Below are 23,049 nucleotides of genomic sequence, written 5' to 3' on the forward strand. Positions count from 1 at the left end.
TCGTCGCGCGCCCGCCGGGGATTAAGGCCGGGGGCGGGACCTCGCCGGTCTCGATGCTGTGCCTGATGTGGTCGGCGAGGCAGGTCAGCCACTGCTGGATCTCGGGCTCGGGCAGACCCACGTCGGGGATCGCGTAGAACTCACCGAGGCGAAGGCGGAGCCGGCCGGGAGGGTTGCGGGCGTACTCCCGCAGTTGGGTCTCGGCCGTGGCCAGCGCCCAGGGGCGGGTGTGCCAGGTGTGGCGGAGGTAGGCGGTCAGGGCGACCCCGGGCTCCTCCGGAGTATCGTCGGCCGGCTGTCCGGCGTAGGCACGCAGGACCTGGTCCAGCTCGCCGTAGCGGCGGTCGTGTTCGAGGGAGCTCAGCGGCACGGCGGGCGGCCTCTACAGGTAGACGGGGAACGTGGAGTGGACGACGAAACCGTGCGGACTCGCCTCGTCCCGCCGCAGGATCACACGCGCGGCACGCACGTCGACGGGATCACGCCCGGCCAGCATCATCGCCTGCAACAGAACCCGGCCCACCGGGCCCGGCCGCGACGGCCACGACGCCTCGATGACCAGCCTCGGACGCGCGGACTGCGCCAGCCAACGATGAATCACCTGCTCATTGGCGGTGACGACCTGCTGCGTAGCCCACTGGGCGGTCTCACGGTCGGGGTAGGTGGCGGAACGCGTACGCACTGTGGAATCCAGTCTCTTCTCGCGCTAGCTCGGGTCCCACAACGGCGAATGGGCTTCCCTGAGGTGATCTATGCACAGGCGGGCGAACAGCGGGAAGAAGTCCACGAAGTCCGCGTCGCCCGAACCACCGCTCATCGCCGCGCTGCTGAAAAACCTGTCCATCTGGTGCTCGGTGTGGAACACGGACACCGCCTGATAGCACTCGGCGACCACGCTCGGCAGGTGCCACGGACAGCGCGGGTGCGTCTCCTCAATGTACAAGAGTATGCCCTCTTCGACCGTGGCGTCCTGCATGTCGTCGCTGATGGCCACGCCGTCCTGACCGAAGTAGATCGGAAGGATCTGTTGGAAACGAGGAAAGCGAAGTTTCAGCTCCCAAGTGTCCATGGGAACATCGCCGTAACTCCTCCAGTCAGGGTTCCATTCTTCCAGATGATCCGCGATCTCCCGCAGGACTTCCGGCGTACGTTCGACCGTCTCGGCTCGCGCCACACGACTGAGGGCCCGATGGGACCCGTCGGGCTCCTGAATGAAAAGCTCTGCGGCCAGGCGCAGTTCAGCCGCGATCTCGCGCAGAGTACGGCCGCCGTCCGATGCGGCGTTGTTCATACCGCGAATGATCGGGAAGAGCCTGCTCCGCCAGACTTCCGCATCGTCGGGAATTCCACGCCCCCACCCCTCGTACACCTCGAGGAGCAATCGGGCTCCCTCAAGGTTTCGATAGTCGACGGCACCAAAGTCACTCATGCGGGTCATTCTACTTCGACACCTTCTTCGGCATGGAGGTCATCACCGTGAAGGGCGGATCCAGGTCCTCGTTGTAGACGAGCCTGGTTTCGACCCCGTCCACGAACTCGGCCTTGTCCGCGGGGAAAGGATCCCTCTTCATCTCTTCCTTGTCGATACTTCGACCACTGTGGCCGTAAGGAGTCTCGGCAACCGTCACATCTATTCGATCACCCTTCTTGGGGTGCTCCTCAGCGATCCAGGTCTGGATGACGTCGGCATTCCGATCGAGGTTGTACTGCGTCATCTTCTGCGCCGAGTCCAGGTCCTTGAACGTGGAGGCGTTGCCCACCTTCGGCTGCCCGTACGGCCAGTCCGAGCCCGGGCGGGGCGGCTTCTTCAGGTCGTCGCGCAGGCGCTGGGCCAGTTGGTCGTCGGTGAGGGCGACGTGCTTGGAGATCGTGTGGGAGTTCTCCAGCCACTCCGTGGACGCCAGATCCAACTGGTAGGAGCCGCGGGCCGCGTTGCCGGGGGTGCTCCACTTGTGCTCGGGCTTGAACTCGTTCAGGGAACGCGCCCCGAACGCCTCGGCGCGGGCCTCCTCCGCCTCGTACCGAGGGGCACTGAGCGACGCCTCCGCGAGTTCGGGGAGCAGCTTGCGGAGCTGGTCGGCCCCTTCGTGGAATGCCTTGTGGCACGCCTCGACGGCCCTGTCGGCGCCGGACTTGTCCATGTGGGCACGGAAGACGGCGGTGATCTCCACAGCGGTCAGCACCGCCGTCATCTTGGTGAACTCCTCCCAGCTGAAGCTGTCCGGGACGAGGTCTCTGAGCGTCGCCTTCGTGGCCTCCATGGCCAGATGCTGAGTGGTTTCGCGACATCTGTCAGCGGCGTCCGCGACAGCGTCGAACGCCTTTTTCATCTCGTCGCCGGTCTGCTTCAGGACCTCGATGATGGGGCGCCGCGCGGACGGCCTCTCCTTGAAATTGGTGCGCCAGTCCCGGCCCCCCGGCTGCTTCGGGGGCACCGCTTTGCCGTCCGCGTCCCACTTCCCGCCCCACGCCGTGGTGCCCCAGATCGACTGGCAGAAAGCGTTCATGGCGCCCTGCCATTCGCTGTCGCTTCCATCGGTCAGGTAGGCGATGCAGTCCGTGAAGTTGTCCGCGGATTTCTGTGCCGATTTCCCCGCGGCCGCCCAGGTGTCCCCGATGCTGCGCAGGTTCCCGGTCTCCGCGCCGGGCGTGATCTCGTGAGTTTTTCCCAGCCGGAGCCCGTCCTCGATCGCCGGTTTGATCAGATCGGCCAGGAAGTCCGGCACCTCACCGATCCCGGCCAGGAAGTCGGTGTCCGTTCCGTCGCCGGTCCCGGTCCACTCGATGGACGCGACCGGGCCGTACGTGACGTCGCCGACGCCGATCGGCGCGTCCCTGCGGGGCGGTGGGCCCTGCAGACCGCGGGAGTGCCAGTCGGCCGCCGCGTAGTTGTTGGCGGTGTTGGTCAGGCCGAACGAGACCCCGCCGATGCTGGCGACGCCCTTCGCCCAGACGTCCAGGAACGCCTTGGCCACCTCGCCGTACGCCTTGGCGAAGTCGTCGGCGCCGCTGCCGTTGCCCGCCGCCTGCCGGTGATGCACGTCCTCGACGAGCTGTGCGGCCACCTTGTGGAAGGCGAACTGTTCGTCGCGTACGAGCGCGGAGGTGTAGTAGACGTGCCCCGTCCGCACGTCGAAGCGGCCACCGCTGTCGGGCGCGGGCTGCTTGAGCTGCTCCCGCTCCCACTTGCGGCGAGCGTCCGACGGGCGGCCGTCGTAGCCCGTCGGTGGCGGGGGTGGCGGCTCGTAGTCGGGATCCGGGGAGGTACCGGGGCTCGGATCGGGCTCCTTGCCGCTCGGGCCCGGGGCCGGGTGCGTGTCGCCGGCGGACGGGCTGGCCGACGGGCTCGGCGCCGGAGGGGGAGGCGTCGCCATCAGCCCGCCCCCCAGCCCCGCAGTACCGCCCGGTGGGCCGCCGCGTAGTTGGTGTGGCCCGTGGTCACGTAGGCGTGCAGCCACTTCTGGGCCGCCTGGAGGTCCTGGGCCGAGCGGTCCCAGTCGTCGAGCTTGTCGACGAAGACCTCGCGGGTCTCGCCCTCCCAGGACAGGACGACCGGTACGACACGGTCGTAGAGGCCGTCGAGCTTGCCGTTGAGCTTCTTGAGGATGTCCTCCAGCTCCGCGGCGAGGTCGTGCAGCGTCGTGAAGGCGACGGCTATGTGATCGTCGTCGGCGGCGTTTGCGGGCGCCATCCTGTCCTCCCCCTTGATGTGGGCCACTTCGGGCCGTGCGCGTGAACGGTCGGGCGGTCTGCGGCGGTGCGCGTCAGTAGCCGTCCAGCGGGCTGTACGGCGCGGCGCTCCCGGGCGCCGGGTTCGGCGTGGAGAGCCGCTCGGCCTCGCCAGCAGCTCCCTCGCCGAGGAAGGGTGGTTCCGGGCTGAACGTCAGCCCCGGGGCGGGCCGTAGTCGGCGCGTGGTCCGCTGATCCGGGCGGCGAGGTGGGCGAGCCAGCCGCTGGGGCTGTAGGGGGCGGGCGGGTCGACCTCCATGCCGAGTTCGGCGACGGCGAGGGCGTAGTCGCTCTCGTCGAGGTCGAGCGCGAGGAGTTCGGCGAGTTCACCGGCGAGGCGGGCCACGAGGTGCCGGTCGGTGCCGGTCACGTAGTCGTCGGTCGCCGCGTCGTGGTCGGTGAACTCGTCGGGCATGTCCTGGGAGAACCAGCCACCCAAGAACTGGGCGAGTTCGGGGAAGCGGGCGTGCCATTCCCAGTGAGTGACGGCTGTGGCCGGGGGCGGGACCTCGCCGGTCTCAATGCTGTGCCTGATGTGGTCGGCGAGGCAGGTCAGCCACTGCTGGATCTCGGGCTCGGGCAGACCCACGTCGGGGATCGCGTAGAACTCACCGAGGCGAAGGCGGAGCCGGCCGGGAGGGTTGCGGGCGTACTCCCGCAGTTGGGTCTCGGCCGTGGCCAGCGCCCAGGGGCGGGTGTGCCAGGTGTGGCGGAGGTAGGCGGTCAGGGCGACCCCGGGCTCCTCCGGAGTATCGTCGGCCGGCTGTCCGGCGTAGGCACGCAGGACCTGGTCCAGCTCGCCGTAGCGGCGGTCGTGTTCGAGGGAGCTCAGCGGCACGGCGGGCGGCCTCTACAGGTAGACGGGGAACGTGGAGTGGACGACGAAACCGTGCGGACTCGCCTCGTCCCGCCGCAGGATCACACGCGCGGCACGCACGTCGACGGGATCACGCCCGGCCAGCATCATCGCCTGCAACAGAACCCGGCCCACCGGGCCCGGCCGCGACGGCCACGACGCCTCGATGACCAGCCTCGGACGCGCGGACTGCGCCAGCCAGCGATGAATCACCTGCTCATTGGCGGTGACGACCTGCTGCGTAGCCCACTGGGCGGTCTCACGGTCGGGGTAGGTGGCGGAACGGCTACGCATAGAGGGTGCCTCCTGCACAGTGATGAGGCTGAACCGGGTGTGCGAGTACCCCACCGTCGGCGCCCACCGAAGCCTGGACGCGACGCGCGGCCGCCGTGGCCAGAACATGGACAAGGCGGGCAAGCGAGGCAGCGCCGATCGGGTCATCGGCGTACCTGCGTATCTGAAGAGGACCGACCTCGTCCAAATAGATGCCCTCACGCGCCAGGACGAACGCCAGCGTGAGCAACGCCGCGCGTCCGTTCCCGTCGTCGAAGGGGTGGAAGAAGCACACGTCGAGGTAGGCACGGGCGCTTCGAGCAGGAAGCGGGACATCGGAGTCGACGGCGGTGGCCTGCGTCAGATATTCCTCGAACAGTAAAGGGGTTTCAGCACGCAGCCCATACCGCTCGCGTCCACCTTTCGCGTATGCCGGGAGTGTCCGAAATTTGATCGTCGGGCGTCCGAGGACGCACTTCTGCCATTCGGCGACGAGCGAGAAGCCGAGCGAACGGGCGGCTGCAGCATCCGCCTGGACCAGCCGCCAAGCCGCGCGCATGCCCTCGCCGCGGGTCGCCTCATCCGGCTTGTCGCGCGCATCTGCGGCCAGTTCGACCCCATCGCGGCGTCCCCGGATCGGCCCAGTCAGGTCTTCAGAAGACCGCTCCCAAGCGATCTGCGACCGTACTCGAAGCCAGGTCTGGAGATCGTCACGCACCGTATCCTCCGATGGCCTCCCGGGCACGCCCGACTGCTTCTTCGTCCGGGGCCACCCAGCTTTCGAATTGGGCATCCACGACCTCGTCCGCCAGGTCCTCCGCCTCTTCGGGCGACATACCGGTCGACTCCAGATACCAGGCCAGTGCCTGCCCGCATGCACCGCGCCATGCCTCACCGGCACCGGTGCGCTCGACGACCAGTGTCACGAGAGGCGCAACACCGCGTTCACGCAGGCGGAGAGTCTCCTGCTCATCAAGGTCCGGCCGGGCGGCAAACCGCTCGAATACGGCGGCTAGCTCTTCCAGCCAGGCTCGCCATTGAAGCAGCTCGCTGGCGTACCGCAACGCCTGCTGTTCCAGGCCACCGACGCCGTGCCCTCCTACGGGAAGCTCTTGGATGATGTACCCGGAGTCAGGGGACCACCCCACAGCCCCGATCCAACCGAACGCCCAAACCCCGTAGTGCTCGGCAAGTCCGCGGGCGACCGAGTCCTCCGACCAAAGCCCTCGCGGGCGGCCTGACCCCGGGTCCGGAGCGGACACAACCGCGCGGACCACGTCAAGTACCTGACCAGGGTCGAAGGGGTGCGTGGCGGGATCCATGTCCCGCCACGTCATGGACTCGGGGTACCAATCCGAATTGATGACTGCTCCTCACATCTCCCTACCGGCGCTTCACTGCTGCGGCATCGACGTCAAGACAACGAACGGCGGATCAAGTGATGCGTCATACTTCAAGACGGTTCTCACACCTTGCACGTTGATGGCCTTGGCTTTCAAACCCTCGCCCTTGAATCCCTCATTGTTGACAACATTGGGCTGTTTCGTCACACTGCGTCCACTGTATTCGCCATTTGGTGCTGTGATTTCGACGGGTAGTTTTAGATCGCCATTCTCAAGCTTTGGTGGGCGCCCAAGCCATTCCTTGATAGTACGCGAGTTCTTGTCGATATTGTACTGCGTCAACTCTTGAGCACTGGCGGCTGACGTAAAGGTGGAGGCGCTGCCGATCGAGGGTTTACCGTGGGGCCAGGAAGCGGTAGGAGGGCCACCCTGATCCCGCAGACGCTGAGCCAGCTGCCCGTCCGTCTTCCCTACATGTTTGTCGAGAGTATGCCCACCCCCGAGCCATTCGTTGCTCGCCAGATCGAGCTTGTAGACACCGTTCTTGGTGTCATCCGGGTCGCTCCACGTTTGTTCGTGCTTGAAGTCGTTGAGCGCACGCGCTCCGAATGCCTCAGCCCGCGCTTCCTCGGCGGAGTACCGAGGAACACTGAGACCTGCTTCCTCCAGCGCGCCCTTGAGCCCAGTCAGGTCATCAGCGAGGGCATGAATATCACGATTGTACTCATCGACCGCATGATCCAAGCGCCCCGTGTCAATGTTCCCGATGAACTCCAGAGCGATTTCGGGGAGCTTACCCAAGAGCTCGAACGCGTCCCCGATGTTCTTCACCGCGAAGGTCTTCTCGGCCGCGTCCTTGTAGCACTCGGTGATCGTCGACCTGACCTTGGTCACCTCGGTGCTCAGGCTGTCGCACGCCGCGGCGACATCGCGTGCCGTGTCCCGCAGGACCTCCAATGCCGGCTGCTGCCCGTCCGCATGTTTCCACTTGTAGCCGTGATGTTCCTTGCCCCAGGCCGTCGTACCCCAGATCGCGCTGCAGAACTGCTTCATCGCGTTCTGCCACTCGTCGTGCCCCGGTGCGGGGTTCGTGATGTACGCGATGGCGTCGTCGAAGGCGTCCGCCGACGTCTTGGCGTCCTTCGCCGCCATGCGCCAGGCCTGCGCGATCTTCGGGAGGTCGATGTCGTCGCCGCCGGGCGTGATGTCGGCGACCTTTCCGTGCCGGAGGGCGTCCCTGAGAATCGGGCGCAGGATCTGGTCGCCGATCTCGCTCAGTCCACCGGCCACCTCATCGATGATCTTGTTGCCGAAACCCGTCTCAGCGGGAGCGTTGCCCCAGCCGAGCTCAGCCACCGGGCCGCCCGCACCGGGTTTCTTGATGACGTCCGGCAGGCTCTTCTTCACCACCGCCGGCGTCAGGGGGTTGGTCGCGTGCTCCGCTTGTGCGTAGTTGTTCGCCGTCACCGTGAGGCCGACGGCCGCGCCACCGACACCTTCAGCCGCTCGTGTCCAGACCTGGAGGAAGAGGGCCGCCACTTCCGCGTACGCCTTTACGAAGGCCTCTGGCCCGGTTCCACAACCCGCCGCGTGGGCATAGCCGTCGAGCGTGTCGACGAGGCTCTTGATCCGTTCCGCGAAGTCGTACTGAGCGTTGCGCAGCATGTAGGACGCGTAGTACACGTGCTGCGGCTCGACATCGAAGCCCACGGCATTGCCGGGCGGCGCGGGCTTCATCGCGGCCAGCTCTTCCGACCGCTTCCTGCGCTCCGACCCGGTGTCCTGGCGGGAGATGTCCTTGCCCTGCGGGTCTGTTAGCGCACCCGGTGACGGAGCCGGTGTCGCGCCGGAACCGGACGGCGGGGCCGGTGGCGAGCCGCCTCCCGTCGGAACCGGGGGTGTAGGTGTCGTCGTGGGTGTCGGAGGCGTCGCCATCAGCCCGCTCCCCAGCCCCGCAGCACCGCCCGGTGGGCCGCCGCGTAGTTCGTGTGGCCTGTGGTCACGTACGCGTGCAGCCACTTCTGGGCCGCCTGGAGGTCCTGGGCCGAGCGGTCCCACTCGTCGAGCTTGTCGACGAAGACCTCGCGGGTCTCGCCCTGCCAGGACAGGACGACCGGGACGACACGGTCGTAGAGCCCGTCGAGCTTGCCGTTGAGCTTCCTGAGGATGTCCTCCAGCTCGGCCGCGAGGTCGTGCAGCGTCGTGAAGGCGACGGCTATGTGGTCGTCGTCGGCGGCGTTTCCGGGCGCCATCGTGTCTCCCCCTTGATGTCGGCGATGTCGGCCACTTCGGCAGGGCGCTTGCGGCTCGCGGCAGTTCGCGTCCGTCGGCTCAGTAGCCTTCGAGCGGGCTGCGCGGCGCGGCCGGCGCGGCGCTCCCGGGCGCCGGGTTCGGCGTGGAGAGCCGGTCGACCTCGCTGTCCACGTCCACCTGGACCGACCGCATCCGCTGGAGAACGTCCAGTTCCTGCTCGGTGAACCCGTCCCGGCTCAGCCGGACCGCCTTCTCCAGGTGCCGCATCACGTCGCGGATGCGTACGGCGTCCTCTGCGGCGGCGCGGTGGAACTCCCGGTACGCCGTCGCCGCCGGGCCGCGCCAGCCGCCCTCGATGCGGTCCACGAGCGCGTCCATGCGCTTCACCTGCTGGTCCAGGTGGTCCTGCATGTCGTCGAGATCGTCGGCCAGCTTGGTCAGGTCCTGGCTCGACACCCGCAGATCGGAACGCCCGGCCTTGCCCGCGCCTGGCCCCGCGCCTGTCCCCCGCGTTCCCACGACGCACCCCCGTCCGTCTCCTCCGCGACGGCCCGCCTCAACTCCCGTCGCTCGCACAGGCATCCTAGGGGCGAGGGGTGACGGCGTGACGCACGAGGGCCGCCTGCTCAGCCACCTCGGCAATGGGCGGATGTGGGCCACCCCGGCCCACTGTGAGCAGGGACTTCCTCGGGATTCGTGGCCCAAAGGTGCCTGTCAGGGGTACGAGGCGGCGCGTGGACTCCGGTGCCGGGCGGGAGAGTTGCGCGGGGCGGGGCGGGGCCGCGCCCGGCGCTTTCCATGTCGACACACAATCGCCGCACTCTGTTCACGCATTGACATGTGCACGCGTGCCACGCTCCCGTTGGCCCTTCAATCAACCCGCGTAGAACGGACGTCCCCACATGCCCGCTTCGCAGATGCGCCCCTGGAAGACGCCGGCCCTGGCCCTCTCCGTCGTGCTCGCAGGCCTCGTCCTGCCCGCCGTCGCCTCGGCCCCCGCGAACGCCGCCCCGGCCCCGGCAGCCACCTCCACGACGTCGGCCGTCACGACCACCGCGTACGACGACTCGTACTACGCCGACGCGATCGGCAAGACCGGCGCGAGCCTCAAGTCCTCGCTGCACACGATCATCAAGAGCCAGTCCAAGGTCTCCTACTCCGGGGTCTGGGACGCGCTCAAGGTCACCGACCAGGACCCGAACAACAGCAACAACGTGATCCTGCTGTACAGCGGCGTCTCCCGGAGCAAGTCGCTGAGCGGCGGCGACACCGGCGACTGGAACCGGGAGCACGTGTGGGCCAAGTCCCACGGCGACTTCGGCACCGTGACCGGTCCCGGCACCGATCTGCACCACCTGCGTCCCTCCGACGTCCAGGTCAACTCCATCCGCGGGAACAAGGACTTCGACGAGGGCGGCAGCCCGGTCAGCGGGGCGAGCGGCAGCTACACCGACTCCGACTCGTTCGAGCCCCGGGACGCGGTCAAGGGCGACGTGGCCCGCATGATCCTCTACATGGCCGTCCGCTACGAGGGCGACGACGGCTTCGCCGACCTGGAGCCGAACGACAAGGTGTCCAACGGCAGCAACCCGTACATCGGGCGCCTGTCCGTCCTCAAGGAGTGGAGCGACGAGGACCCGCCGAGCGCCTTCGAGGAGAACCGCAACCAGGTCATCTACGACCGCTACCAGCACAACCGCAACCCGTTCATCGACCACCCGGAGTGGGTGGAGGCGATCTGGTAGGCGGCCGACGGCCGAGCGACCGATCGGAAACCGAACGCCTCCTCCCCGAGGGGGCGTTCGGCGTCCGGGCCACCGGCGTTCGGCGTCCGGGCCACCGGCGGCGGGCGTCCGCGCGGTTACCGGCTTATGACATTCGCTCGTACAACCAGTGCCGGTCCCTCCGAGTCGCACTCCATGAACACGGCGAACGTGTGAACGCAGCGGTCACGACGGACACTTCGGTCACCGCGTTCCGCCGCACCGGACGACTCGAAAGGCACCCCCCATGTCCCGAGCACGACGAGGACCAGTCGGCACCCGCAGCATCCGCTCCGCACGCCTGACCGCGCCGCTGGCCGCCGCGGCCCTGCTCGCGGGCGGCCTGGGAAGCCTGGCCCTCACCGCGACACCGGCCGCGGCCGCCACCGGGTCGGTGGAGGCCGGGGACGACTTCAACGGCGACGGCTACGCCGACCTGGTCGTCGGCGCCCCCGACGCCACCGTGTCCGGCGCCGCCAAGGCGGGTTACGTGGCCGTCACCTACGGCTCCGCCGACGGCGTCTCGACCGCGCACAAGAACCACAAGGTCATCAGCCGCTCGTCCAGCGGCATCCCCGGCGCCGCCATCGCCAAGCAGCGGTTCGGCGCCACCTTCACCAAGGCGGACCTGGACCGCGACGGCTACGGCGACCTCGTGATCGCCGGCGGCGAGGCGGGCTCCGTCGTCCTGTGGGGCTCCTCCTCCGGTCTCACCGGCGGCACGAAGATCGCCGGGTACGGGTCCACGCCCGAGGCCGGTGACTTCGACGGGGACGGCAAGACGGACCTCGCCCTGTTCGCCACGGCGTCGGTCCACGGAGACGACCCCGAGGGCTCCCCGGCGACCATCTGGAAGGGCCCGATCTCCCGCGCCGGGACCCCCGCCTCGACCATGAACATCCTCGACCCGTCCGAGTGGTGGGGCTACCCCGAGGACGACGAGACCTGCGCCACCGGCGGCGGCTGCGAGGACGGCCCCGACTCCATCACCGGCCCCTCCCGCTCCGGTCAGGTCGGTGACGTCAACGGCGACGGCAAGGACGACCTCGTCCAGTGGACCTACGGCGGTGACGGGGTGTGGGGCAACCGGATTCTGTACGGGAACGCCTCCGGCTTCAAGCGCGGCTTCGTGCCCGGGGACGGCACGGGTGGCACGCCGGGCACCGGGATCGGCGACGTGAACGGCGACGGCTACGACGACGTGGTGGTCGGCGGCGACGACTGGGACCCGAAGGTCCGGGTCGCCTACGGCTCGGCGTCCGGTCTGTCCGAGGCGAACACGAAGTCGTTCGACCAGAGCCTGCCCGGCTTCCCCGGCGCCGAGGAGGAGGGCGACGGCCTGGGCTCCGCGGTCTCGGTCGCCGACGTCACCGGTGACGGCTACGCCGACATCGCGCTCGGCATCTCCGGCGAGGACGTCGGCGACGTCGCCGACGCGGGTTCCTTCGCCCTGGTGCCCGGTGGTCCCTCCGGTGTCACCGGAGCGGGGACCCAGGTCTTCCACCAGAACACCGCCGGGGTCCCCGGTGCCGTCGAGGCGGGCGACGCGTTCGGGGCGGCGACCGCGCTGCTCGACGTCGACGGCGACGGCCACCGCGACCTCGCAGTCTCGTCCATCGCCGAGAACGACCAGAACGGCGCGGTCTGGGTCCTGCGGGGCGCCTCCACCGGCCTCACCACCAGCGGAGCGAAGTCCTTCGGCGGCGCCGACCTCGGCGCCCCGGCGACCGACGCGCACTTCGGAGCGTGGCTGCGCTGACCGGCGCCGACGCCGACGCCTGAGGGTGCCGTACGCGCGGCGTGTCCCGCGTGTACGGCGCCGCCGGCGCGGACATCCGCGCCGGCTCAGGGCGCACGGCCACTCGGGCGCCGGGCGTCGCCGGTGCCACCGGGCCGTGGCCGGAGGTCACTTCGCGCGGGCCTCCGCGATCTGCCGCGCCATGATCGTGGTCAGCTCGTACGCGGTGTGCGAGGCGGCGACCGCGGTGATCTCGGCGTGGTCGTAGGCCGGGGCGACCTCGACGACGTCCGCGGAGACCAGGTTGCAGGAGGACAGCCCGCGCAGGATCTCCAGGAGCTCGCGGGAGGTCATGCCGCCGGCCTCGGGGGTGCCGGTGCCGGGGGCGTGGGCCGGGTCGAGGCAGTCGATGTCGATGGAGATGTACAGCGGGCGGTCGCCGATGCGCTGGCGCAGCTGGTCGGCGACCTCGTCGGCGCCCCGGCGGTAGATGTCGGCGGAGGTGACGATGCCGAAGCCCATCTTCTCGTCGTCGGTGAGGTCCTGCTTGCCGTAGAGGGGGCCGCGGGTGCCGACGTGGGAGAGGGCGGAGGTGTCGAGGATGCCCTCCTCGACGGCCCGGCGGAACGGCGTTCCGTGCGTGTACTCGGCGCCGAAGTAGGTGTCCCAGGTGTCCAGGTGCGCGTCGAAGTGGAGCAGCGCGACCGGGCCGTGCTTCTTGGCGACCGAGCGGAGCAGCGGCAGCGCGACGGTGTGGTCGCCGCCGAGCGTCATGAGCCGCGCGCCGGTGCCGAGCAGGTCGTCCGCGGCGGCCTCGACGGTCTCCACGGCCTCGTTGATGTTGAACGGGTTCGCCGCGATGTCACCGGCGTCGGCGACCTGCGCGAGGGCGAACGGGGAGGCGTCCTGCGCCGGGTTGTACGGGCGCAGGAGCCGGGACGCCTCGCGGATCGCGTTGCCGCCGAAGCGGGCGCCCGGCCGGTAGGAGACACCCGAGTCGAACGGCACGCCGACCACCGCGACGTCGGCGGCGCCGACCTCGTCGAGCCGGGGCAGCCGGGCGAAGGTCGCGGGGCCCGCGTAGCGCGGGATCCTGGAGGAGTCGACGGGGCCGCGCGGCGAGTCGGCGGGGCCTCGGGACGTCTCGTTGCTGCTCATGGAACTGCCTTCTTTCCTACGCTTCGCCGCATGCGCACGACGGGGGTCGCCGACTGCCTGTGCCATCCACCCTAGGCGGCCGGAAAGCGACTCCGACTTGTACGTTTCGTCGAGTCCCGCCCTCCCGGATGGAGAAATGGTCCACCCGCCCGGGCGCGCGCCCCTCCCCGCTCCCGCCGCGGAGCGGCGCACACCCCCGGCCGCGGGCGGCCGCCGGGTGATCCACATCCCACGGCCGGAACATCCCGCCCTGCGGGCGCGGCACCCCGGCAGAATGGGACCATGCCGATACCCGGGATCCCCAGCCGCGCCGAGCTCGTCGACCACCTCGTACAGACCCGTATCGCGGGCGACGTCGCCACGCCCCGCGAGAACAACCTGTCCCACTACCGCAAGCTCGCGAACGGCGACCGCAACTTCTGGCTCGGCCTGGAACTCGGTGACCGCTGGGCGGACGAGCAGGACGTGCTCGCGGTGATGGCGGAGCGCGTCGGGGTGAACGACGACCCGGAGCACCGGTACGGCCAGGACACCATCGACCCGGAGCTGACGGCCGACGCCCTGGAGCGGATGGCGGCCCGGCTGCGCAAGGCGGCGGCCGGACGGCAGCGGGTGCTGTTCGCGACGGGCCACCCGGGCGGCCTGCTGGACGTGCACCGGGCGACCGCGGCGGCCCTGCGCGCGGCGGGCTGCGAGATCGTCGTGATCCCGGAGGGGCTGCACACGGACGAGGGGTACGTCTTCCAGTTCGCGGACGTCGCGGTGCTGGAGCACGGCGCCACGCTGTGGCACACCCACTCGGGCGAGCCGATGCGCGCGATCCTGGCCGGCCTGGAGCGCGAGGGCCGCCCGCGCCCCGACCTGGTGGTCGCCGACCACGGCTGGGCGGGCTGCGCGGCCCAGCTGGGCGTCGACGCGCTGGGCTACGCCGACTGCAACGACCCGGCCCTCTTCCTCGCCGAGTCCGAGGGCACCGTCCAGGTCGCCGTCCCCCTCGACGACCACGTCACGAGCCCCCGCCACTACGACCCGATGACGGCCTACCTGCTGAGCGAGGCGGGTCTCGCCTGACAGGGTCCCGGCGGCGCTCTCACCGGGGGACCCGGACCACGCCCTCCTGGATGACCGTGACGGCGAGGCGGCCGTCACGGGTGTGGATGCGGGCCTGGCCGAGGCCGCGTCCGCCGGACGCCGACGGGGACTCCTGGTCGTACAGGAGCCATTCGTCGGCGCGGAAGGGGCGGTGGAACCACATCGCGTGGTCCAGGGAGGCGCCGACCACGTCGCCGACGGCCCAGCCGCCGCGGCCGTGCGCGAGCAGGACCGAGTCGAGCAGGGTCATGTCGGAGACGTACGTGGCGAGCACGACGTGCAGGAGGGGGTCGTCGTCGAGCTTGCCGTTGGTGCGGAACCAGACCTGGGAGTGCGGCTCGCGCGGCTCGCCGAAGTCGCCGTACGGCGGCTCGTCGACGTAGCGCAGGTCGATCGCCTCGCGGGCCTCCACGAAGCGGTCGACGACCTCGGGGTCGAGGTGGCCGTAGCCGCGCAGGCGCGCCTCGTTGGTGGGCAGCGTGGCCGGGTCCGGCGCGGCCGGCATCGCCGCCTGGTGCTCCAGGCCCTCCTCGTACGTCTGGAAGGACGCGGAGAGGTGGAAGATCGGCTTGCCGTGCTGGACGGCGACGACGCGGCGCGTGGTGAAGGAGCGGCCGTCGCGGATGCGGTCGACCGTGTAGACGATCGGCGCGCCGGGGTCGCCGGGGCGCAGGAAGTAGGCGTGCAGGGAGTGGGCGGACCGGTCCGCGGGGACCGTCCGCCCGGCGGCGACCAGCGCCTGCGCCGCGACCTGCCCGCCGAAGACGCGGGGGACGACGGCGGAGCGGGACCGGCCGCGGAAGATGTTCTCCTCGATCTGCTCGAGGTCGAGCAGATCGAGGAGGTCCTGGAGTGCCTGGCTCATGGCGTCTGGTGGTACGGGCCGGTGCTCGCCGGTCCTACAGGCCCATGTCCTTGGCGATGATCATCTTCATGACCTCGCTGGTGCCGCCGTAGATGCGGTTGACGCGGTTGTCCGCGTAGAGGCGGGCGATCGGGTACTCGTTCATGAACCCGTAGCCGCCGTGCAGCTGGAGGCAGCGGTCGATGACGCGGTGGGCGACCTCGGTGCAGAACAGCTTGGCGCTGGCGGCCTCGGCGGGGGTCAGCTCGCCCTTGTCGAGGGCCTCCAGGGAGCGGTCGGCGACGGCCTGCGCGGCGTCCACCTCGGCCTGGCAGGCGGCCAGCTCGAACTTGGTGTTCTGGAAGGCGGCGACGGGCTTGCCGAAGACGGTGCGCTCCTGCACGTACTCCTTGGCGAACCGGACGGCGGCGGCGGCCTGCGCGTAGGCGCCGAAGGCGATGCCCCAGCGCTCGGAGGCCAGGTTGAGGCCGAGGTAGGAGAAGCCCTTGTTCTCCTCGCCCAGCAGGTCCTCGACGGGCACCTTGACGTCGACGAACGCGAGCTCGGCGGTGTCGGAGACCTTCAGGCCGAGCTTGTCGAGCTTGCGGCCGACGGAGTAGCCCTCGGACTTGGTGTCGACGGCGAACAGGGATATGCCGAAGCGGCGGTCGTCCTCGCGCGGGGCGGAGGTACGGGCGCAGACGATGACCTTGTCGGCGTGCACGCCGCCGGTGATGAAGGTCTTGGCGCCGTTGAGGACGTAGTGCGTGCCGTCCTCGGAGAGCTTCGCGGTGGTCTTCATGCCGGCGAGGTCGGAGCCGGTGCCGGGCTCGGTCATCGCGAGCGCCCACATCTCCTCACCGGTCACGAACTTGGGCAGCCACCGCTTCTTCTGCTCGTCGGTCGCGAGCATCTTGACGTAGGGCAGGCCGAGCAGCACGTGCACGCCGGAGCCGCCGAAGGAGACACCCGCGCGGGCCGTCTCCTCGTACATCACGGCCTCGAACTTGTACGAGTCGATGCCGGCGCCGCCGAACTCCTCGTCGACGCGGATGCCGAAGACGCCGAGCTCGGCGAGCTTGTAGTAGAAGTCGCGCGGAGCCTGGCCCGCGGCGAACCACTCGTCGTAGACCGGGACGACCTCGGCCTCGATGAAGGCCCGCAGGGTCTCCCGGAACGCCTCGTGGTCCTCGTTGAACACCGTACGGCGCACCCGCGCCACCTCCACCTGGTCACCATGTCTAAGCGCTTGCTCAGACAGAGGCTACCGGTGAGTCACGACGGTCGTCCAGAGTCACCCCCACATGACGCTCGTCACGCCGCCCCCGCCGCCGCGAAGGCCCCCCGCGCCATCCGGTGGAGCAGGGTCGCGGTGGCCGTGCGGCCCGGCAGGGAGCCGGGCCTGCCCAGGTGCGGGGTGGAGTTGAGCAGCCCGAAGACCGAGTGCACGGCGGAGCGCGCGGAGAGCTCGGTGAGGTCCGGATAGACCTCGCGGACGACCTCCACCCACAGCTCGACGTACTGCCGCTGCAACTGCCGTACGAGCTTGCGGTCGCTGTCCCGCAGGCGGTCCAGCTCACGGTCGTGCAGGGTGATCAGGGGCCGGTCGTCGAGCGCGAAGTCGATGTGGCCCTCGATCAGCGAGTCGAGCAGCGTCTCGGCACTGCCGCCCGCCTCCGCGACCCGGCGCCTGCCGCCGGTCAGCAGCTGCCCGCTGATCCCCACGAGCAGCTCGGCGAGCATCGCGTCCTTGCCGGCGAAGTGCCGGTACAGACCCGGGCCGCTGATGCCGACGGCGGCTCCTATCTCGTCCACGCCCACACCGTGGAAGCCGCGCTCGGCGAAGAGCCGGGCGGCCTCTCTGAGGATCTGCTCGCGCCGAGTGGAGGCGTCGGTTCTCGTGGCCATGGAGGCAATTCTAGACAGGGAGGTTAGCGGTCGTTAACCTGAAGGAAATGCGTTAACGCTCATTAACTGGTCGACCACTGGTGAGGGGACCGCGGGATGCACGAGGCACCGGAGCTGACGAGCGCGGCAGATCCCGCGTCGGAGGCCTGGCGGGCCAACGAGGCGGCGCACGGCGCGCTCGCCGAGGAGCTGCGGCAGAAGCTGGCCGCGGCCCGGCTGGGCGGCGGTGAACGGTCGCGCGCCCGGCATGTGGCACGCGGCAAGCTGCTGCCGCGCGACCGGGTGGACACACTCCTGGACGCGGGCTCGCCCTTCCTGGAGCTCGCCCCGCTGGCCGCCGACGGGATGTACGAGGGCCAGGCGCCCGCGGCCGGGGTGATCGCCGGTATCGGCCGGGTGAGCGGCCGGGAGTGCGTGGTCGTCGCCAACGACGCCACCGTCAAGGGCGGCACGTACTACCCGATGACGGTGAAGAAGCACCTGCGCGCCCAGGAGGTGGCGCTGGAGAACCGCCTCCCCTGCGTGTACCTCGTGGACTCCGGGGGCGCCTTCCTGCCGATGCAGGACGAGGTCTTCCCGGACCGCGAGCACTTCGGGCGGATCTTCTACAACCAGGCGCGGATGTCGGGCGCCGGCATCCCGCAGATCGCCGCGGTCCTCGGCTCCTGCACGGCGGGCGGCGCGTACGTGCCCGCGATGAGCGACGAGGCCGTGATCGTGCGCGGGCAGGGCACGATCTTCCTCGGCGGTCCGCCGCTGGTGAAGGCCGCGACGGGCGAGGTGGTGACCGCCGAGGAGCTGGGCGGCGGCGAGGTCCACTCGCGCGTGTCGGGGGTGACCGACCATCTGGCGGAGGACGACGCGCACGCGCTGCGCATCGTCCGGAACATCGTCTCCACCCTCCCCGCGCGCGGAGACCTGCCGTGGTCGGTGGAGCCGTCAGCCGAGCCGAAGGTGGACCCGCTCGGGCTGTACGGGGCGGTGCCGGTGGACTCGCGCACCCCGTACGACGTGCGCGAGGTCATCGCGCGCGTGGTCGACGGTTCACGGTTCGCCGAGTTCAAGTCGGAGTTCGGGCAGACCCTGGTGACGGGCTTCGCCCGGATCCACGGCCACCCGGTCGGCATCGTCGCGAACAACGGCATCCTGTTCTCCGAGTCCGCCCAGAAGGGCGCCCACTTCATCGAGCTGTGCGACCAGCGCGGCATCCCGCTGGTGTTCCTGCAGAACATCTCCGGGTTCATGGTGGGCCGGCAGTACGAGGCGGGGGGCATCGCCAAGCACGGCGCGAAGATGGTGACCGCGGTCGCCTGCGCGCGGGTGCCGAAGCTGACCGTCGTGATCGGCGGCTCGTACGGCGCGGGCAACTACTCGATGTGCGGCCGGGCGTACTCGCCGCGCTTCCTGTGGATGTGGCCGGGCGCCAAGATCTCCGTGATGGGCGGCGAGCAGGCCGCCTCCGTCCTCGCCACGGTCAAGCGCGACCAGCTGGAGGCCCGCGGCGAGTCCTGGCCCGCCGAGGACGAGGAGGCCTTCAAGGCCCCCGTCCGCGCCCAGTACGAACAGCAGGGCAGCGCCTACTACGCGACGGCCCGGCTGTGGGACGACGGCGTGATCGACCCGCTGGAGACCCGGCAGGTGCTGGGTCTGGCTCTGACGGCTTGCGCGAACGCCCCGCTGGGTGACCCCGGCTTCGGCGTCTTCCGGATGTGAGGGGACCCCTGACGATGTTCGACACGGTACTTGTGGCCAACCGCGGCGAGATCGCCGTCCGCGTCATCCGTACGCTGCGGGCGCTGGGCGTGCGCTCGGTGGCCGTCTTCTCCGACGCCGACGCCGACGCCCGGCACGTGCGCGAGGCGGACACGGCGGTGCGGATCGGGCCCGCGCCCGCCTCGGAGAGCTATCTGTCGGTGGAGCGGCTGCTGGAGGCGGCGGCCCGCACCGGCGCGCAGGCCGTCCACCCCGGCTACGGCTTCCTCGCCGAGAACGCGGGCTTCGCGCAGGCCTGCGCGGACGCCGGCCTGGTCTTCATCGGGCCGCCCGCGTCCGCGATCGACCTGATGGGTGACAAGATCCGCGCCAAGGAGACGGTGGCGGCGGCCGGTGTGCCGGTCGTCCCGGGCTCCTCGGGCAGCGGCCTCACCGACGCCGAACTGGCCGACGCCGCGCGGGAGATCGGCATGCCCGTGCTGCTGAAGCCCAGCGCGGGCGGCGGCGGCAAGGGCATGCGGCTGGTGCGGGACGCGGCGGTGCTCGCCGACGAGATCGCCGCCGCCCGGCGCGAGGCCCGCGCCTCCTTCGGCGACGACACGCTCCTCGTCGAGCGCTGGATCGACCGCCCCCGGCACATCGAGATCCAGGTCCTCGCCGACGGCCACGGGCAGGTGGTCCACCTCGGCGAGCGCGAGTGCTCACTCCAGCGCCGCCACCAGAAGCTGATCGAGGAGGCGCCGAGCGTGCTCCTCGACTCCGCGACCAGGGCCGCGATGGGCGAGGCCGCCGTCCAGGCCGCCCGCTCCTGCGGCTACCGGGGCGCGGGCACGGTCGAGTTCATCGTCCCCGGCGGCGACCCGTCCGCGTACTACTTCATGGAGATGAACACCCGCCTCCAGGTCGAGCACCCGGTGACCGAGCTGATCACCGGCCTCGACCTGGTCGAGTGGCAGCTGCGGGTCGCGGCGGGCGAGCGGCTGCCGTACACGCAGGACGACATCAGCCTCACGGGTCACGCCGTGGAGGCCCGGATCTGCGCGGAGACGGTCTCCGTCCGGGAGGGCGCGCGCGGGTTCCTGCCGTCGGGCGGCACGGTGCTCGCGCTGCGCGAGCCCGAGGGCGGCGGCGTCCGCACCGACTCCGGACTCGTCGAGGGCACGGAGGTCGGCAGCCTGTACGACCCGATGCTCTCCAAGGTCATCGCGTACGGCCCGGACCGCGCCACGGCCCTGCGCAAGCTGCGGGCGGCGCTCGCGGGGACCGTCACCCTGGGCGTGCCGACCAACGCGGGATTCCTGCGCCGGCTGCTGGCCCACCCGGCGGTCGTCGCAGGCGACCTGGACACGGGCCTCGTCGAGCGCGAGATGGACGCGCTCGTCCCGGCCGAGGTCCCCGAGGAGGTGTACGCGGCGGCGGCGGCGGTCCGCCTCGACGCCCTGACGCCGGACCCCGCCCCCGGCGGCGCGGGCTGGAGCGACCCCTTCTCCGTGCCGAGCGGCTGGCGGCTCGGCGGCACACCGGCCCCGCTCGCGTTCCACCTGCGGGTGCCAGGGCTCGACCCCGTGTCGTACGAGGCCCGGGGCGCCCACACCGTCACCGCCGACCGGGTCTCGGTGACCCTGGACGGCGTCCGCCACACCTTCGACCGCGCCGGTGACTGGCTCGGCCGGGACGGCGACGCCTGGCAGGTGCGCGACCACGACCCGGTCGCCGCGTCCCTCACCGGCGCCGCGCACGCCGGAGCCGACTCGCTCACCGCGCCCATGCCCGGCACGGTGACCGTGGTGAAGGTCGCCGTCGGCGACGACGTCGCGGCCGGCCAGAGCCTGCTGGTGGTCGAGGCGATGAAGATGGAGCACGTCATCTCCGCCCCGCACGCCGGCACGGTCACCGAGCTGGACGTCACCCCGGGCACGACCGTCGCGATGGACCAGATCCTCGCGGTGATCACCCCGCACGAGGCCGAGGAGACCACGGAGAGGACGCCATGAGCACTCCCGAACCGAACAGCACCCCCGAACCGGGCACCACACCCGCGTCCCCTCCGGACGCCCCGGGCACCGCGGCGGGCTCCCCCGCCCCCGGTCTGCCCATGACCGTCCCGGCCCCGGGCCTGCCCTCCCGTGTCCGCATCCACGAGGTCGGCGCCCGTGACGGACTGCAGAACGAGAGCGCGGCCGTCCCCACGGCGGTCAAGGCCGAGTTCATCCGCAGGCTGGCCGACGCGGGTCTGGGCACCATCGAGGCGACCAGTTTCGTCCACCCCAAGTGGGTGCCCCAGCTGGCCGACGCGGAGCAGCTGTTCCCGCTCGTGCGCGACCTTCCCGCGGCGCTGCCGGTGCTCGTGCCGAACGCCCGCGGTCTGGAGCGGGCGCTGGCCCTCGGCGCCGACCGGGTCGCCGTGTTCGCCAGCGCCACCGAGTCCTTCGCGAAGGCCAACCTCAACCGGACCGTCGACGAGGCCCTGGCCATGTTCGAGCCGGTGGTCTCCCGCGCCCGGCAGGAGGGCGTGCACGTGCGCGGGTACCTCTCCATGTGCTTCGGCGACCCCTGGGAGGGCGCGGTCCCCGTGGACCAGGTCGTCCGCGTCTGCGCGGCCCTGCGGGACATGGGCTGCGACGAGCTGAGCCTCGGCGACACCATCGGCGTGGCGACCCCCGGGCACGTGAGCGCGCTGCTCACCGCGCTCGGCGACGCGGGCGTTCCGGTGGGCGCGCTCGGCGTGCACTTCCACGACACCTACGGCCAGGCGCTCGCCAACACCCTGGCCGCCCTCCAGCACGGCGTCACCACCGTCGACGCCTCGGCGGGCGGCCTCGGCGGCTGCCCGTACGCCAAGTCCGCCACCGGCAACCTCGCCACCGAGGACCTCGTGTGGATGCTTCAGGGCCTCGGTATCGACACCGGGGTCGACCTCGGCCGCCTCACCGCCACGAGCGTGTGGATGGCCGGGCACCTGGGCCGGCCCAGCCCGTCCCGTACCGTTCGCGCCCTCTCCCACAAGGAGCAGTGACACCCATGGACCACAAGCTCTCCCCCGAACTCGAGGAACTGCGGCGCACCGTCGAGGAGTTCGCCCACGACGTCGTCGCGCCGAAGATCGGCGACTTCTACGAGCGGCACGAGTTCCCCTACGAGATCGTCCGCGAGATGGGCCGGATGGGACTGTTCGGGCTGCCCTTCCCCGAGGAGTACGGCGGCATGGGCGGCGACTACTTCGCCCTGTCCGTCGCCCTGGAGGAGCTGGCCCGGGTCGACTCCTCCGTCGCCATCACCCTGGAGGCGGGCGTCTCCCTCGGCGCCATGCCCCTCCACCTGTTCGGCACGCCCGAGCAGAAGGCCCAGTGGCTGCCCCGCCTCTGCTCGGGCGAGATGCTCGGCGCGTTCGGCCTGACCGAGCCGGACGGCGGTTCCGACGCGGGCGCCACGCGCACCACCGCCCGTCTGGACGAGTCGACGAACGAGTGGGTGATCAACGGCACCAAGTGCTTCATCACCAACTCCGGTACGGACATCACCGGTCTGGTGACGGTCACCGCGGTCACCGGCCGCAAGGAAGACGGCCGTCCGCTCATCTCCGCGATCATCGTGCCGTCCGGCACGCCCGGGTTCACGGTCGCGGCGCCCTACTCCAAGGTCGGGTGGAACGCCTCCGACACCCGTGAGCTGTCCTTCGTGGACGTGCGGGTGCCCGCGGCGAACCTGCTCGGCCAGGAGGGCCGCGGCTACGCGCAGTTCCTGCGGATCCTCGACGAGGGGCGCATCGCCATCTCGGCGCTGGCGACGGGCCTCGCGCAGGGCTGCGTGGACGAGTCGGTGAAGTACGCCAAGGAGCGGCACGCGTTCGGGCGGAACATCGGGTCGTACCAGGCGATCCAGTTCAAGATCGCCGACATGGAGATGAAGGCGCACACGGCCCGCCTCGCGTGGCGGGACGCGGCGTCCCGTCTGGTCGCGGGCGAGCCGTTCAAGAAGGAGGCGGCGCTCGCCAAGCTGTACTCGTCGACGGTGGCCGTCGACAACGCCCGCGAGGCCACGCAGATCCACGGCGGGTACGGCTTCATGAACGAGTATCCGGTGGCCCGGATGTGGCGCGACTCGAAGATCCTGGAGATCGGCGAGGGCACCAGCGAGGTCCAGCGGATGCTGATCGCACGGGAGTTGGGGCTCACGGGCTGACGCTCCGGTCCACCGCGTCCCGGGTCCCGCGGGGGCCCGGGACGTTCGGCGTGCCCGGGCCCGGAACCCGGACCCGGACCCGGAGCCCGGTGCCGTCCGGCGTGCCCCGGGATGTGCGGCGCGCCCGGGGGCCGTTCGGCCGGAGCGCGGGGGCCGACCCGCCCTCTGGACAACTACTGAGGTTAGGCTAACCTACC

General features: G+C 70.6%; 22 protein-coding genes and 1 pseudogene. 7 read left to right on the forward strand and 16 right to left on the reverse strand.

What is annotated here, in order from left to right; genetic code table 11:
- Positions 1 to 22: 22 nt before the first annotated feature.
- The 12 genes and pseudogenes from ACFY93_RS09570 to ACFY93_RS09625 all read right to left on the reverse strand — a co-directional run.
- Positions 23 to 370, reverse strand: a pseudogene (locus ACFY93_RS09570) (hypothetical protein); the annotation flags it as partial.
- Between the two features lie 12 nt (positions 371 to 382).
- The gene (locus tag ACFY93_RS09575; protein ID WP_391355526.1) at positions 383 to 694 is read right to left on the reverse strand and encodes an RNase A-like domain-containing protein; all 312 of its coding nucleotides are present in this window, start codon (positions 692 to 694) and stop codon (positions 383 to 385) included.
- 12 nt (positions 695 to 706) lie between these two features.
- Positions 707 to 1,429 carry a hypothetical protein gene (locus ACFY93_RS09580; RefSeq protein WP_391355372.1) on the reverse strand — a complete coding sequence of 241 codons (723 nt, stop codon included), beginning with the start codon at positions 1,427 to 1,429 and terminating at the stop codon, positions 707 to 709.
- Positions 1,430 to 1,439: 10 nt separating this feature from the next.
- Positions 1,440 to 3,374 carry an RNase A-like domain-containing protein gene (locus tag ACFY93_RS09585; protein WP_391355375.1) on the reverse strand — a complete coding sequence of 645 codons (1,935 nt, stop codon included), beginning with the start codon at positions 3,372 to 3,374 and terminating at the stop codon, positions 1,440 to 1,442.
- Positions 3,374 to 3,691, reverse strand: coding sequence for a WXG100 family type VII secretion target (locus ACFY93_RS09590; RefSeq protein WP_391355378.1), 318 nt, complete (start codon positions 3,689 to 3,691; stop codon positions 3,374 to 3,376). Before ACFY93_RS09590 ends, ACFY93_RS09585 begins: the two co-directional genes overlap by 1 nt.
- Before the next feature lie 192 nt (positions 3,692 to 3,883).
- On the reverse strand, positions 3,884 to 4,567 hold the full coding sequence (locus ACFY93_RS09595; protein WP_391355381.1) for a contact-dependent growth inhibition system immunity protein: 684 nt from the start codon (positions 4,565 to 4,567) through the stop codon (positions 3,884 to 3,886).
- Positions 4,568 to 4,579: 12 nt separating this feature from the next.
- Complete coding sequence (locus ACFY93_RS09600; RefSeq protein ID WP_391355383.1) at positions 4,580 to 4,879, reverse strand: RNase A-like domain-containing protein; 300 nt, start codon at positions 4,877 to 4,879, stop codon at positions 4,580 to 4,582.
- Positions 4,872 to 5,576, reverse strand: a complete 705-nt coding sequence (locus ACFY93_RS09605; RefSeq protein ID WP_391355386.1) for a Fic family protein — start codon at positions 5,574 to 5,576, stop codon at positions 4,872 to 4,874. Before ACFY93_RS09605 ends, ACFY93_RS09600 begins: the two co-directional genes overlap by 8 nt.
- Positions 5,569 to 5,922: a hypothetical protein gene (locus ACFY93_RS09610; protein WP_391355388.1), complete on the reverse strand. Its 354-nt coding sequence runs from the start codon at positions 5,920 to 5,922 to the stop codon at positions 5,569 to 5,571. The genes ACFY93_RS09605 and ACFY93_RS09610 overlap by 8 nt, the downstream gene beginning before the upstream one ends.
- Before the next feature lie 330 nt (positions 5,923 to 6,252).
- Entirely contained in the window at positions 6,253 to 7,938 is a 1,686-nt protein-coding gene (locus tag ACFY93_RS09615; protein WP_391355390.1) for an RNase A-like domain-containing protein, read from the reverse strand.
- 197 nt (positions 7,939 to 8,135) lie between these two features.
- Positions 8,136 to 8,453, reverse strand: a complete 318-nt coding sequence (locus tag ACFY93_RS09620) for a WXG100 family type VII secretion target (protein WP_391355393.1) — start codon at positions 8,451 to 8,453, stop codon at positions 8,136 to 8,138.
- A gap of 79 nt (positions 8,454 to 8,532) precedes the next feature.
- Entirely contained in the window at positions 8,533 to 8,910 is a 378-nt protein-coding gene (locus ACFY93_RS09625; RefSeq protein ID WP_391355396.1) for a WXG100 family type VII secretion target, read from the reverse strand.
- A gap of 446 nt (positions 8,911 to 9,356) precedes the next feature.
- Here ACFY93_RS09625 and ACFY93_RS09630 point away from each other — a divergent pair, with 446 nt between their 5' ends.
- Both ACFY93_RS09630 and ACFY93_RS09635 read left to right on the forward strand, forming a co-directional pair.
- Positions 9,357 to 10,199, forward strand: coding sequence for an endonuclease (locus ACFY93_RS09630; RefSeq protein ID WP_391355399.1), 843 nt, complete (start codon positions 9,357 to 9,359; stop codon positions 10,197 to 10,199).
- Positions 10,200 to 10,464: 265 nt separating this feature from the next.
- The gene (locus ACFY93_RS09635) at positions 10,465 to 11,976 is read left to right on the forward strand and encodes an FG-GAP-like repeat-containing protein (RefSeq protein WP_391355401.1); all 1,512 of its coding nucleotides are present in this window, start codon (positions 10,465 to 10,467) and stop codon (positions 11,974 to 11,976) included.
- Positions 11,977 to 12,123: 147 nt separating this feature from the next.
- Here the strand turns inward: ACFY93_RS09635 and speB are convergent, their stop codons facing one another.
- Positions 12,124 to 13,113 carry an agmatinase gene (speB, locus tag ACFY93_RS09640; RefSeq protein WP_391355404.1) on the reverse strand — a complete coding sequence of 330 codons (990 nt, stop codon included), beginning with the start codon at positions 13,111 to 13,113 and terminating at the stop codon, positions 12,124 to 12,126.
- Between the two features lie 282 nt (positions 13,114 to 13,395).
- Here speB and ACFY93_RS09645 point away from each other — a divergent pair, with 282 nt between their 5' ends.
- Entirely contained in the window at positions 13,396 to 14,184 is a 789-nt protein-coding gene (locus ACFY93_RS09645) for a phosphatase (protein WP_391355407.1), read from the forward strand.
- Between the two features lie 19 nt (positions 14,185 to 14,203).
- Here ACFY93_RS09645 and tesB read toward each other — a convergent pair whose 3' ends face one another.
- The 3 genes from tesB to ACFY93_RS09660 form a co-directional block, all read right to left on the reverse strand.
- Positions 14,204 to 15,070: an acyl-CoA thioesterase II gene (gene tesB, locus ACFY93_RS09650; RefSeq protein ID WP_391355410.1), complete on the reverse strand. Its 867-nt coding sequence runs from the start codon at positions 15,068 to 15,070 to the stop codon at positions 14,204 to 14,206.
- Between the two features lie 34 nt (positions 15,071 to 15,104).
- On the reverse strand, positions 15,105 to 16,262 hold the full coding sequence (locus ACFY93_RS09655) for an acyl-CoA dehydrogenase family protein (protein ID WP_391355413.1): 1,158 nt from the start codon (positions 16,260 to 16,262) through the stop codon (positions 15,105 to 15,107).
- A gap of 101 nt (positions 16,263 to 16,363) precedes the next feature.
- Entirely contained in the window at positions 16,364 to 16,957 is a 594-nt protein-coding gene (locus ACFY93_RS09660; protein ID WP_391355416.1) for a TetR family transcriptional regulator, read from the reverse strand.
- Between the two features lie 96 nt (positions 16,958 to 17,053).
- Between ACFY93_RS09660 and ACFY93_RS09665 the strand changes: the two genes are divergently transcribed.
- The 4 genes from ACFY93_RS09665 (at position 17,054) to ACFY93_RS09680 (ending at position 22,852) form a co-directional block, all read left to right on the forward strand.
- A complete protein-coding gene (locus tag ACFY93_RS09665) occupies positions 17,054 to 18,670 on the forward strand; it encodes a carboxyl transferase domain-containing protein (RefSeq protein ID WP_391355419.1) in 1,617 nt (538 codons plus the stop codon).
- Between the two features lie 14 nt (positions 18,671 to 18,684).
- The gene (locus tag ACFY93_RS09670; RefSeq protein ID WP_391355422.1) at positions 18,685 to 20,664 is read left to right on the forward strand and encodes a biotin carboxylase N-terminal domain-containing protein; all 1,980 of its coding nucleotides are present in this window, start codon (positions 18,685 to 18,687) and stop codon (positions 20,662 to 20,664) included.
- A 101-nt stretch (positions 20,665 to 20,765) separates the two neighbouring features.
- Positions 20,766 to 21,686, forward strand: a complete 921-nt coding sequence (locus tag ACFY93_RS09675; RefSeq protein ID WP_391355528.1) for a hydroxymethylglutaryl-CoA lyase — start codon at positions 20,766 to 20,768, stop codon at positions 21,684 to 21,686.
- A gap of 5 nt (positions 21,687 to 21,691) precedes the next feature.
- Positions 21,692 to 22,852 (forward strand): acyl-CoA dehydrogenase family protein, encoded by a 1,161-nt coding sequence (locus ACFY93_RS09680; protein WP_391355425.1) that lies wholly within the window; start codon positions 21,692 to 21,694, stop codon positions 22,850 to 22,852.
- Positions 22,853 to 23,049: the final 197 nt, after the last annotated feature.

It is taken from the genome of Streptomyces sp. NPDC008313, from assembly GCF_042956125.1.
In the GTDB taxonomy this organism is placed as follows: domain Bacteria; phylum Actinomycetota; class Actinomycetes; order Streptomycetales; family Streptomycetaceae; genus Streptomyces.

Excerpts from the sequence above, each read along its gene's own strand:
- speB (WP_391355404.1), bottom strand. The coding sequence starts at position 13,113 with ATGAGCAGCAACGAGACGTCCCGAGGCCCCGCCGACTCGCCGCGCGGC.
- ACFY93_RS09620 (WP_391355393.1), bottom strand. The coding sequence starts at position 8,453 with ATGGCGCCCGGAAACGCCGCCGACGACGACCACATAGCCGTCGCCTTC.
- ACFY93_RS09590 (WP_391355378.1), bottom strand. The coding sequence starts at position 3,691 with ATGGCGCCCGCAAACGCCGCCGACGACGATCACATAGCCGTCGCCTTC.
- ACFY93_RS09580 (WP_391355372.1), bottom strand. The coding sequence starts at position 1,429 with ATGAGTGACTTTGGTGCCGTCGACTATCGAAACCTTGAGGGAGCCCGA.
- ACFY93_RS09585 (WP_391355375.1), bottom strand. The coding sequence starts at position 3,374 with ATGGCGACGCCTCCCCCTCCGGCGCCGAGCCCGTCGGCCAGCCCGTCC.
- ACFY93_RS09670 (WP_391355422.1), top strand. The coding sequence starts at position 18,685 with ATGTTCGACACGGTACTTGTGGCCAACCGCGGCGAGATCGCCGTCCGC.
- ACFY93_RS09665 (WP_391355419.1), top strand. The coding sequence starts at position 17,054 with ATGCACGAGGCACCGGAGCTGACGAGCGCGGCAGATCCCGCGTCGGAG.
- ACFY93_RS09635 (WP_391355401.1), top strand. The coding sequence starts at position 10,465 with ATGTCCCGAGCACGACGAGGACCAGTCGGCACCCGCAGCATCCGCTCC.
- ACFY93_RS09680 (WP_391355425.1), top strand. The coding sequence starts at position 21,692 with ATGGACCACAAGCTCTCCCCCGAACTCGAGGAACTGCGGCGCACCGTC.
- ACFY93_RS09660 (WP_391355416.1), bottom strand. The coding sequence starts at position 16,957 with ATGGCCACGAGAACCGACGCCTCCACTCGGCGCGAGCAGATCCTCAGA.
- tesB (WP_391355410.1), bottom strand. The coding sequence starts at position 15,070 with ATGAGCCAGGCACTCCAGGACCTCCTCGATCTGCTCGACCTCGAGCAG.
- ACFY93_RS09600 (WP_391355383.1), bottom strand. The coding sequence starts at position 4,879 with ATGCGTAGCCGTTCCGCCACCTACCCCGACCGTGAGACCGCCCAGTGG.
- ACFY93_RS09630 (WP_391355399.1), top strand. The coding sequence starts at position 9,357 with ATGCCCGCTTCGCAGATGCGCCCCTGGAAGACGCCGGCCCTGGCCCTC.
- ACFY93_RS09645 (WP_391355407.1), top strand. The coding sequence starts at position 13,396 with ATGCCGATACCCGGGATCCCCAGCCGCGCCGAGCTCGTCGACCACCTC.
- ACFY93_RS09615 (WP_391355390.1), bottom strand. The coding sequence starts at position 7,938 with ATGAAGCCCGCGCCGCCCGGCAATGCCGTGGGCTTCGATGTCGAGCCG.
- ACFY93_RS09675 (WP_391355528.1), top strand. The coding sequence starts at position 20,766 with ATGACCGTCCCGGCCCCGGGCCTGCCCTCCCGTGTCCGCATCCACGAG.